This window comes from Paenibacillus sp. 453mf (assembly GCF_900116105.1).
Taxonomy (GTDB): domain Bacteria; phylum Bacillota; class Bacilli; order Paenibacillales; family Paenibacillaceae; genus Paenibacillus; species Paenibacillus provencensis.
In genome coordinates this window covers 229,837-241,118 of record NZ_FPAC01000005.1, presented here as the reverse complement: position 1 = coordinate 241,118, position 11,282 = coordinate 229,837, and the positions used below count along the sequence as shown (strand labels likewise).

Here is an 11,282-nt window from a genome sequence, read left to right as displayed (position 1 = left end):
CCAGGTTGTTGCGTACGCGTTTTTCAGCATCGCCCTTCATTTGGTTTTGAAGATCTGCTTCTGTTTGACCGGAGAAGCTCATGAACATTTCAAGGTTCATGCCTTGTTGACGAAGGCGGTTGTCAAAGTCACGCATCATGTTGCGTACTTCGGTGTTAACCATTCCTTGTGGAATTTCAACTTCTGCGTTAGCAGCCGCTTTCTCAACAACAACATTCTCTTGGTTTGCTTTTGCTTCTTCTGCTTTGCGCTCAGACAGCTGCTTCGTAAGATCTTCTTTGTACTCAGCAAGAGTATCGAATTCACTTACGTCTTTAGCAAACTCATCGTCGATTGCAGGAAGCACTTTGCGTTTGATTTCGTGTACTTTCACTTTGAAGATGGCTTTCTTGCCAGCAAGCTCTGCTGCATGATATTCCTCAGGGAATGTCACTTCAACATCCTTGTTGTCGCCAGTTGAAAGACCGATGACTTGTTCTTCAAAGCCAGGGATAAATGTGTTGGAACCCAGTTCCAGGGAGTGACGCTCTGCTTGTCCACCATCGAACAATTCCCCATCAACAGAACCTTCATAATCGATTACAGCGATATCGCCGGACTCCGCTGTACCTTCTTCGATGACTACCAGCTCAGCATGACGTTGTTGCAGACGCTCAAGCTCAGCAGTCAGTTCTTCTTCGGAAACTTCTGTGTTCGCCTTAGGAACTTCAAGTCCTTTGTACTCGCCAAGTTTAGCTTCAGGTTTAACAACAACTTTTGCTTTGATTCGAACGCAAGTAACGTGGCATGGGTGTCGTAACTCTCTATGACTGATGTGCATCAAGCTTGGGCAATGGTTCGACTGCAGGCCCTTCAAGGACGGAGCCGTCATAGGCATAGCGTGAGCCGTGACAAGGGCAGTCCCAGGAGGATTCGCCCGAGTTCCATTCCACCTCACAGCCCAAATGAGTGCAGGTCGTATCGACGAGATGCAGCGTTCCAGACTTGTCCTTATAGGCTCCGGCACGCTTACCGTCATGTCTCACCACAGCTCCTTCACCAGGCTGAATATCCTCAATCTTCGTGTGGACAAGACCCAGCTTGCCTGTGATGAGATGCTTCGCTACATCCAGATTATCCTTTGCGGCATTTTTAATCGAAGGGTCGGCCTTGAACCGCCCTGGATCGTACAATTCTGAATAAGGGTTGTGCCTGCCCACGATAAGATCAGTGAGAAGTCTGCCTGCAACGGTACTCGTTGTCATTCCCCATTTACGGAAGCCGGTTGCGACCAGTACCCTTTCGTACCCACCGCCAATAGGTCCGATAAACGGCATCTTGTCGATAGTGACAAGATCCTGTGCAGACCAGCGGAAATGCACCTTTTTCACACCAAAATGCTGCCCGGCGAAATGAACCAGCTCCTCAAAATGCTGATGAGTGCTAATGCCTTGGCCAGTCTTATGGTTCTCGCCGCCAATGACGAGCAGCTTCTTGCCATTATATAGAGCTGAGCGGACAGAGCGCTCCGGCTTGTCATAGCTGACATACATACCGCCTTCAAACTCAGTTTCCGGCTCGATCGCAATGGCGTAGGAGCGCTCTGCATGCATACGGGCAAAGTACATTCGCGGATCATGGAACGGAAAATGACTGGCTACGACCACATGCTCACTTGTAATGTAATGGCTGCCTCTTTCCAGCATGACGGTTACCTTGTTATCTTCCTCTTTGAGGTCAGCAGCTGTCGTTTTTTCATAGATTTTAACGCCGAGATGAACCAGCTCTTCAACCAGCTTCTTAAGATAAGACAGAGGATGGAATTGTGCCTGATTTGGTACACTTATCCCTGCTACGGCCGGCACCGGGATCGGCAGTTTGTCATGCCACACACCCGGAATAGCCAGCTGCTGATAGGCGTCATATTCATTCTTCAGCTTCTTTAGATCGTCCTCAGACTGAATATAGACATAAGCGTCCTCTTCCGTCAGCTGACAGTCAATTTCTTTTTCGGTGATTACGCTTCGAATGAATCGGAGTGCTTCCTCGTTGGCTTCATAATACAGTCTCGCCTGTTCATGGCCGAAATGCTGAATCAGCTCGTGATAGATCAGGTTGTGCTGAGAGGTGATCTTAGCCGTTGTGTGGCCTGTCGTTCCATCCAGAATCGAGCCTGCCTCAATCAAGACAACTTTATAGCCTTCCTTGGCGAGAAGATAAGCGGTTGTAATACCGGTCATTCCGGCACCAATGACGGTTACTTCTGTTTCGAGGTTCTCAGATAATCGTTCAAATGAAGGCAAAGAGACCGTTCCGCGCCATAAAGATTCCCGGCTCTTCGGCAGCTCTGCCGCAGTAAATTCCTGATTCTTGTCATTCATATGGTTCAAATCCTCCTATTCAAGTACGGGCATAATATGTTCCGATTTCTCAATTATTACCACACGGCACCTGATAGAAACGCGTCTTATCCAGAAACATTCCGCTTAGAAGAAGATTTAGGAGAACGATAGGTAATTTTGCGAAGCAGCCATTCGACAGGCCCACTATGGAATCGCTGCAGATACAGATAGCTGAGCGCCGCTGTCAGCATGTAAATGGCGAGGGCAAGAAGGGTTCCTGCAACAAGACCCAGCTGACCGAATAAGCCTATTCCGTATCCATAGAAAATAAAGGTGCAGATCATGCTGTGCAGCAGATAGTTCGTTAAAGACAGCTTACCAACGGCGGTAAAGGCTTGTTTCATCTTTCCGGTTTCGCTCGTGCGTGTGTAAAGATAGGCAAACAGAAAGATGTATCCAAAGGCCAGAAAAGGTCCGCCATTCATAATCAGGGAATAACCGAATGATATCCCGCTCTCCTTCATCAGCACACCTGCGAGATTAAGCACGAAGCCGATGATTCCAAGAATCGCAGCGTATTTAATATAAGTTCTGCGTTTGCTCTCCGGGTTAATAAACCAGCCATGCCTTGCAGCAATCATACCGAGCAGCGCGATGGGCAGGTAAATTAGAAAAGTGACGGGTGCTAAAATAAGGAAGGCATATCCCGGTATACCCTCCATTAGAGAACCCAGGAGTCTAAATTCGATAACCTCAAGGTAAATCCCATTACCTAGGGACATCTGTGCCTGCTCATAGTAATTTTGAGATTCCGCTAGGGATTCGGGCGTGCTTCCAGTGTACCCCGTATATATGGACAGCATTAATACACCCAGCACAATGGTCCAAGTGATCAAGGTCTTTGTTTTTTGATTGATGAATAGGAGAAGCACGAACCCTAGAACACCGTAGCTAAGGAGAATATCTCCGTCCCATACTAGAATGAAATGCAGTACACCCAGCAGAGAGAGCATGAGAAAGCGCCGACGCAGTGTAGCCTTTGGCCGATCATTAGCGATCCAGCCTTGCTGTATTAGGCTGGATTGAGGGATATCTTTTGCGGTCGTGAGCTTATACACAAGCTGTTGTGTTCCATATCCGAACAGGAATAGAAAGATCGGGTAGAAGCTTCCGATGATAAGCACTTCAAGTACATTAAACATCGTTTGGTTAAATGGATAGATTTCGGAAGTAGTGGTAGCGTCGAGGCCATACATAAATAAGGGCATGTTGGACAGCAGTATTCCCAGCAGGCTGAAGCCGCGGATAGCGTCAATCACAGGCTGACGTCCTTTATATGCGCCTCCCCGTTGAGGTGAAAATTTTTGGTTGTTCATTAAAATCTCCTTTTGACTGTAAATATGTAAATTATGAATATGTTTGAAAATATAGCATGGAAGCAGAGTTTAGGCTCTATCTTTATCGTAAAAATACCTTTTGAAGCTGTTATCAGAAGGCGTTTTTTCGTTTTTGTCTATTGCAATTGCGAAATTGTCAGTTCAATTGAACAAAATAAACACCTCATTTGATGATTTGCACATATCGCTTCCTGGCGGCCATCCTTTAACCTGTCACTACAGCAATTCAATTTAATCTGAAGTGGGGGTCTGGTACATGAAACGTTGGTTTGCATCTATTCTTGTTACGGCGATGATGTCATCGCTATTGATCGGCTGTACTGGAAATGGAGGGAGTGCTGAGGAACCAAATGAAGGAGAACAAGAAGCTCCGGTGGTCACGGAAGAGACGACCTATCCAATTGAAACCGACGTGACATTATCCTACTGGGCCGAGCTCCCAGGCAACTTGGTTGGAGTCAAGGCTACACACGACGAAGTTCCTTTTTTTCAGGAGTGGCAAAAGGTAACCGGAGTTCCGCTGTCCTATACTGCGCCCCCATCCGGACAGGCTCAAGAGGCGCTCAATGTCATGCTTGCCTCCGGGGATCTGCCAGACATGATCGAGTACAATTTTCTAGGCTTTCCCGGTGGACCAGAGAAGGCGATCAAAGACGGCTATATTATCGAGCTGAATGATCTGATTGACAAGTACGCACCCAATTTGAAGAAGTTCCTCTCGGAGCATCCGGAGATCGACAAGATGGTGAAGACGGACAACGGCAGCTATTATGCCTTTCCGTTCATTAGAGAGGACGAATACCTGCGTGTATTCCAAGGGCCCATCATTCGCAAGGATTGGCTCGATGAACTGGGCCTTCCTGTCCCAGAGACGATTGACGAATGGACCACGACGCTGCGTGCTTTTAAAGAACAGAAGGGTGCTGCTGCTCCGTTCTCGGTCGTCAGTAAGCCGAGGTTCTTTAATGACTCGGGAAATGGCGCATTTCTCGGTGCATTCGGCGTCACGAGAGGCTTCTATCAGGTAGATGGACAGGTAAAATTTGGACCGGCAGAGCCGGGATTCAAGGAGTACCTGCGTTTATTCAACAGCTGGTATACAGAAGGATTGATCGACAAGAACATCGCGACGACAGATTTGAAAGCGATCGACAGCAATATCGCTTCCGGCGAGACGGGAGCAACGGTCGGTAATACAGGCGGAGGCATCGGGAAATGGCAGCCGCTCGTTGAGGCAAATGATCCGGACGCCGTGCTTGCTGCTGCCCCTTATCCCGTATTAAACAAGGGTGAGGTGCCGATGTTTGGACAGCGGAATCAGGCGTATTCTTCTGAGGGGACTGTTGCTATTACCTCAACGTCCGAGAATCCCGAGCTGGCTGTGAAGCTGCTGGACTATGGATACAGTGAAGAGGGCCACATGTTCTTCAATTTCGGCAAGGAAGGCGTCAGCTATAATCTGACGGAAGACGGATACCCGCAGTTTACGGAATTGCTCTTGAAGAACCCGGACAATTTGGCACCAGCTCAAGCCATCTCCATGTATGCACGTAGCAACTATAACGGTCCTTTTGTCCAAGATAAGCGCTATATAGAGCAGTATCTTGCTCTTGAGACACAGCGTGAAGCTATAGAAATTTGGAATAAAACGGATTCAGAGAAATACAGTCTGCCGCCGATTACGCCAAACTCGGAGGAGAGCTCCGAATACGCCACAATTATGAATGATATCAATACACTCGTGGACGAGATGACCATTAAGATCATTCTCGGAACCGATCCTGTAGACGAGTTCGAGAGCTATGTAGCCAAGATGAAGCAGCTGAACCTGGATCGGGCAATCGAGATTCAAATGGCGGCACTAGAGCGCTACAACAACCGGTAACACTTGCGAGGATGACATTGGTATGGATGGCTTAGATATTGACGCAGTTCACCGATAGTTGGCTGACTAACCGAGCGGACAGCTGTCCGCTCCGATGAATTCTCTCAAAGAATGAGGTGAAATAACCGCCCCATGAACCATTCCCGATCTTTCAAAAGCCGGTTTATCCGGGATTTCATGTTGAATAAATACCTCTACCTCATGATGCTTCCGGTCGTCGCGTATTATCTCATTTTTCATTATACGCCGATGTACGGCGCAGTCATTGCATTCAAAGACTATACACCCATCAAAGGCATTCTTGGCAGCGATTGGGTCGGTATGAAGCATTTCATAGATTTTTTTGACAGCTATTACTTTTGGCGGATTCTAAAGAACACGCTTCTGATCAGCCTATACTCCCTGTTGTTTGAATTTCCGATGCCCATACTGCTTGCTCTGCTCATTAACGAGGTTCGACAGCGGCGGTTCAAGCGGGTAGTACAGACGATTACGTATATGCCTTACTTTATTTCACTGGTCGTCATCTGCGGAATTATTACTGATTTTACGAATGCGGATGGTCTGATCAACCATTTATTCATGTGGCTTGGCTACGATGGGCAGGCGATGCTCCAGAGGCCTGAGCTGTTCAGGCCGATCTACATTCTGTCCGAGATTTGGCAGCGGATCGGCTGGGAATCCATCATCTACATTGCGGCACTTACGAGCATTGACCAAGAGCAGTATGAAGCTGCACGCATTGACGGAGCGAACCGTCTGAAGCAGATGTTCTACATTACCCTGCCCGGCATTCTGCCTACGATCACGATCATGCTCATCCTGCGGATGGGAAATCTCCTGAATGTCGGTTTCGAAAAAATTATCCTGCTATACAATCCGGTGACCTATGAGACAGCAGATGTCATCTCCTCCTTCGTCTATCGGAAAGGACTCTTGGAATTTGGCTGGAGCTACAGCTCAGCGGTTGGCTTGTTCAACTCTGTCATTAATCTGGTTCTGCTTGTGACAGCCAATTATATCAGCCGAAGAGTCAGCAATAACAGCCTATGGTGAGGTGAAGCGATATGAAAAAGGAAACAGGCTGGTTTGACCGGATCTTTGATCTCGTCAATTATACGTTCCTCCTGCTGCTGGTTACGGCGACGCTGTATCCCTTGCTCTATGTCCTGTTTGCTTCATTCAGCGATGCAGCGAAGCTCCTTCAGAATGACGGAATTTTGTGGCGGCCGCTAGGCTTTAATCTGGATGCTTATCGAAGTGTTCTCGCTAACCCGGGTATAGGACTGGGGTTTCGGAATACACTGTTCATCCTCGTGGTTGGAGTCAGCGTTAATCTGCTGATGACCTCCCTTGGGGCGTACGTGCTGTCACGCAAAAATGTGATGTGGAACAAGGTGTTTATGTTCCTGATCGTGTTTACGATGTTTTTCAGTGGAGGCCTGATTCCCCTGTATCTTGTGGTCAAGGGCGTCGGACTGCTGGATTCGCTGTGGTCTACCATTATTCCGTTCAGCATCAGCACGTTTAACCTGATCATTATGCGTACGGCATTTATGGGCATACCCGACAGTCTGGAGGAATCAGCCAAAATTGATGGTGCCAACCACTTCACCATTTTGTTCCGGATTATCATTCCGCTGTCCATGCCGGTCATTGCGGTTATGATTCTGTATTATGCCGTAGACAAATGGAACGGCTGGTTCTATGCATCGGTATTCATTAAGAGTCGGGAGCTGTTTCCGCTCCAGCTGGTGCTGAGGGAGATCCTGATTGCCAACTCTACAGAGAGCATGTCCACCGGAGCCTCAGCCGGAGACCGTTATCAGATCGGGGAAACGATCAAATATGCCACAATCATCGTCGCAACCGTGCCCATTCTGTGTGTGTATCCATTTGTGCAGCGCTTTTTCGTCAAAGGCGTCATGGTAGGTTCGCTTAAAGGCTAGTTTCAAATCTTCGGAAAATGGAGGGATTGCTTATGGTGCAATTGCAAACAGCCGCAAATCAGGCGGTATGGGAACAAATCTGTAGAAAGGTAGATGCGGTGCTTCCCAGGATGGCTGACAAATGTCCTCATGTGGCGCAGAGTGACGGCATCTACGATGATACGAGGCTGGACTGGTGGACGTCCGGCTTCTGGCCGGGCATTCTGTGGATTATGCATGATATGACGGGTGAACAGCGGTATAAGGATGCGTCCTGGAGCTGGGATGAACGGATGGAGCGGCTGTTCCTGACGGAGAACCGATATGATCATGACGTGGGCTTTCAGTTTCTGCCGACAGCGGTCATCAAGCACACGATTACGGGGGACAAGGATGGAGCAAGGCGGGGATTGTTTGCCGCCAATTTCCTCGCAGGGAGGTTCAACCTGAAGGGGAACTTTATCAGAGCTTGGAAAGCAGATAAGACAGGATGGTCTATCGTCGATACGGCAATGAACCTCTCCCTCTTGTTCTGGGCTGCGAAGGAGAGCCAGGACCCAAGGTTCATGCATGTAGCCAAAGCGCATGCGGATACGGTAGTCAGGCATTTCATCCGGGAGGACGGCTCTGCTTATCACATTGTCCGGTTTCATCCGGAGACAGGTGAGCGGGCAGATGCAATCGGCGGCCAAGGGGCAGCTCCGGATTCGGCCTGGAGCCGGGGAGCGGCATGGGCGCTGTACGGCATGACAAATGCTTATACTCATACGGGAGATGAGTCGTATCTCCGCGCTGCACAGCGTGTAGCCAACTTCTTCATCGCTCATCTGCCAGAGGATGGGGTTCCTTACTGGGACTTCAGAGCGGATGAGGAGGAAGGTGGTATTCCGAGGGACAGCTCCGCAGGGGCCTGTGCGGCTTCAGGTCTCATCGATCTTGCAGGACATCTTCCTGATCAAGAGGGGAGAGGATATCTTGCAGCTGCTGAACGTATTCTCGGTTCGCTGTATCAGTCTTACGGAACGTGGGACAACAGCGCCCATGAAGGAATGCTTCTGCAGGGTACAGGAAACCGTCCGGCGGATGAGAATGTCAACGTATCGCTCATTTATGGAGATTATTTTTTCGTCGAGGCGACAGCCAAGCTGAATGGATGGAAGCATCGCATATTCTAGTATTGCTGATATACAGCACAAGATAGTGTAGGACCCGAAGGACAGTATAACTGCTGCCCTTCGGGCTGTTTGCGTTCATGTTTTTTAAATCATGTTGCCAAGGATTGTACGTTTTGCTAATGGCATTGTAATTATTGTATATTCCGTACCTGCTCTTGTTTCGTTATAATGTAATCCACAGTCAGTGGAACTTCACAAAAAAACGAATAATAGGGTGATGGACTATTGAGGAACATTCAACATTTGTGGCAAAAGCGTGAGAGCATCATTGTCACCTGGCTTGTTTCTTATACGGCAGTCCTTTTTATACCGATCATCATTAGTCTTGTAATCTACTTTCAGGCAAGCGGCACACTGAAGGGTGAGATCGACCGGGCGAATGATTCGCTTCTGAAGCAAGTCAGATATACAATCGATAACCAGATTGATCTGATGAAGCGTCTGAGTATGGAGATGACCTGGAATTCGAACCTGCAGACACTGATGTACTCCAATATTTCTTCTGAGGAATCTTCCTATATTTCCTATCAATTAGTTCAGCAGTTCAAGCTGTACAAAACATCCTATGCCTCTATTGACGAGTTCTACATTGTGCTGGACAGCGACCATTCTGTCCTCCGTTCGGGAAATGTCCGGGATATGGAAACGGCGTTTAGAACGCTGCATGATACAGGCACTCTCACCTATGAGAACTGGAAAAATACAGTCCAGCGTCCCGGCCCGAACCGGTTCGCGGTACTGCCTCATATGAATAACACGGAGCTTCCGTCATCGATTGCCTATATCACACATCTGCCCAAGGGCTTAAATGGCAGAGATACCGGAAGTGTGGTCGTTATGGCCGATATGACCCGATTTCAGAAGCCGCTGGAGAGCATAGCCGGCTTCAATGAAGGGCTGCTGCTCATTCTGAATGACAACAATGAAGTGCTGATGTCTACTCGTCCGGATGCACCTGAGCTTGCTCCATTCCTAAAGGGGGAACGGGTGGAGTTATCCGCATCAACAGCGGGCGAATCTGAAATATTCTACATTCCATCGGCCGTATCGGACTTGAAATATGCGCTCATTATCCCAAGCCGGATCTATTGGGAAAAAGCCGAATATGTCCGCAGCTTTACTTATATCAGCATCGCTGTGAGCATCATCAGTGCGATACTCATCACCTGGTTTTTCATGAGAAGGAACTATTCGCCGATCCAGCAGCTGGTACGTGCGCTGACAGATCATAATGGACCAGAAGAGCCCCAGGAGGGCAATGAGCTGCGTTTTATTCAAGAGGCTGTCTTACAAACGAGAACGAAGCATGATGAAATCACGATGCGGCTGCACAAGCATGAACAGGTATTAAGATCCAACTTGATTAATCGTCTGCTGAAGGGCAGACCGGATACACTTGTCCCGTATGAGGATGCCTTTCGTTCCTTTCACATGCCGCTGCAATCGCAGGATTTCGCTGTTATTTTGTTTGACGTGGAGAATGAAGAGAGCTTGTACGAGAAGCTTCCGGGTATTGATATCAATGAACGGAGAAAGCTCATCCAGCTTATTGTTTCCAATGTGGTAGAAGAATTGGTGCATACGCATCAGCATGTAGGATACGTAGCCGAGGTAGATGATATGATGGTTTGCCTCGTAAATTTGAAAGCGGATTCTTGCGAGGCGGCGGCTGATCTCCATGCTATTGCGTCAGAAGCAAAGGAGTTCCTGCATCGATATGAGATGGAAATAACCGTATCGATCAGCGGCAGACACAACTCATGGATTGGGATCGCTACAGCCTATCAAGAGGCTGTGGATGCGATGGAATATAAGATGGTGCTTGGCAAGAGCGGGATCATCCAGCATGAGGATATCCGAATAGAGGGTGTCCTAGAAGATCAATACGGCTACTACTATCCGCTGCAGGTCGAGCAGCAGCTGATTAATCTGATTAAGGCCGGAGAAGTAGATCAAGCGACCGATTATATGAAAGAAATAACAGACCGCAACTTTAACAAGCCGGTAATGTCCTTAACGATTGCTCGGTGTCTGATGTACAACCTTGCTGCAACAATGATGAAGGCGATTAACGAGGTCGATCGGAGCATAATGGAGAGAAATCCGCGCTTCATTGAACACATTACCGATTGTGATACGATCCAGGAGATGCGTAAGGCGCTGGAGTCACTGTTAGAAGAGGTTTGCTCTTATGCAGCAGCCAAGCGTGCACTTAGTATCACGCAGGAGAGAGAAGACAGCCTGATGCGTTTAACGGCACAGGTCACGAGCTACATCGAAGAGAATTACCAGGATATGAATTTGAATGTCAATTCAATTGGAGAGCATTTCGAGCTGAAGGGGAGTTATCTGTCCAAGCTGTTTAGATCGCAGACAGGAGAAGGTCTGCTTGATTGCATCCACAAATATCGGATCGAGCAGGCCAAGAGGATGATTACTGCCAAGCAGGATTCGATCAATGATATCTCCAAGCATGTAGGCTATAACGATGCTGCAACATTCATCAGAGTATTCAAAAAGTACGAAGGGATTACGCCTGGCAAATACAAGGAGCTCTATTAGAAAGGAGGCACATG

At 48.1% G+C, this 11,282-nt stretch carries 8 protein-coding genes; 5 read left to right on the top strand and 3 right to left on the bottom strand.

Annotated elements, in window-relative coordinates; all coding sequences use genetic code 11:
• The 3 genes from tig to BM415_RS19720 form a co-directional block, all read right to left on the bottom strand.
• The coding region (tig, locus tag BM415_RS19730) for a trigger factor (protein WP_244533608.1) at positions 1-820 on the bottom strand (820 nt) is incomplete at its 3' end.
• Positions 804-2,360, bottom strand: a complete 1,557-nt coding sequence (locus BM415_RS19725; protein WP_091160939.1) for an FAD-dependent oxidoreductase — start codon at positions 2,358-2,360, stop codon at positions 804-806. The genes BM415_RS19725 and tig, both read right to left, overlap by 17 nt.
• Before the next feature lie 86 nt (positions 2,361-2,446).
• Positions 2,447-3,697, bottom strand: a complete 1,251-nt coding sequence (locus tag BM415_RS19720; RefSeq protein ID WP_091160937.1) for a DUF418 domain-containing protein — start codon at positions 3,695-3,697, stop codon at positions 2,447-2,449.
• A gap of 277 nt (positions 3,698-3,974) precedes the next feature.
• Here BM415_RS19720 and BM415_RS19715 point away from each other — a divergent pair, with 277 nt between their 5' ends.
• The 5 genes from BM415_RS19715 to BM415_RS19695 all read left to right on the top strand — a co-directional run bounded on the left by BM415_RS19715 (position 3,975) and on the right by BM415_RS19695 (position 11,268).
• Positions 3,975-5,603, top strand: coding sequence for an extracellular solute-binding protein (locus BM415_RS19715; protein WP_091160936.1), 1,629 nt, complete (start codon positions 3,975-3,977; stop codon positions 5,601-5,603).
• A gap of 132 nt (positions 5,604-5,735) precedes the next feature.
• Positions 5,736-6,659: an ABC transporter permease gene (locus BM415_RS19710; RefSeq protein WP_091160934.1), complete on the top strand. Its 924-nt coding sequence runs from the start codon at positions 5,736-5,738 to the stop codon at positions 6,657-6,659.
• Between the two features lie 11 nt (positions 6,660-6,670).
• A complete protein-coding gene (locus BM415_RS19705) occupies positions 6,671-7,552 on the top strand; it encodes a carbohydrate ABC transporter permease (protein WP_091160933.1) in 882 nt (293 codons plus the stop codon).
• 32 nt (positions 7,553-7,584) lie between these two features.
• Positions 7,585-8,706, top strand: coding sequence for a glycoside hydrolase family 88 protein (locus tag BM415_RS19700; RefSeq protein ID WP_170862566.1), 1,122 nt, complete (start codon positions 7,585-7,587; stop codon positions 8,704-8,706).
• A gap of 225 nt (positions 8,707-8,931) precedes the next feature.
• Positions 8,932-11,268: a helix-turn-helix domain-containing protein gene (locus tag BM415_RS19695; protein ID WP_091160930.1), complete on the top strand. Its 2,337-nt coding sequence runs from the start codon at positions 8,932-8,934 to the stop codon at positions 11,266-11,268.
• The last annotated feature ends 14 nt before the right edge of the window (positions 11,269-11,282 follow it).

Excerpts from the sequence above, each read along its gene's own strand:
- BM415_RS19725 (WP_091160939.1), bottom strand. The coding sequence starts at position 2,360 with ATGAATGACAAGAATCAGGAATTTACTGCGGCAGAGCTGCCGAAGAGC.
- BM415_RS19720 (WP_091160937.1), bottom strand. The coding sequence starts at position 3,697 with ATGAACAACCAAAAATTTTCACCTCAACGGGGAGGCGCATATAAAGGA.
- BM415_RS19715 (WP_091160936.1), top strand. The coding sequence starts at position 3,975 with ATGAAACGTTGGTTTGCATCTATTCTTGTTACGGCGATGATGTCATCG.
- BM415_RS19710 (WP_091160934.1), top strand. The coding sequence starts at position 5,736 with ATGAACCATTCCCGATCTTTCAAAAGCCGGTTTATCCGGGATTTCATG.
- BM415_RS19705 (WP_091160933.1), top strand. The coding sequence starts at position 6,671 with ATGAAAAAGGAAACAGGCTGGTTTGACCGGATCTTTGATCTCGTCAAT.
- BM415_RS19700 (WP_170862566.1), top strand. The coding sequence starts at position 7,585 with ATGGTGCAATTGCAAACAGCCGCAAATCAGGCGGTATGGGAACAAATC.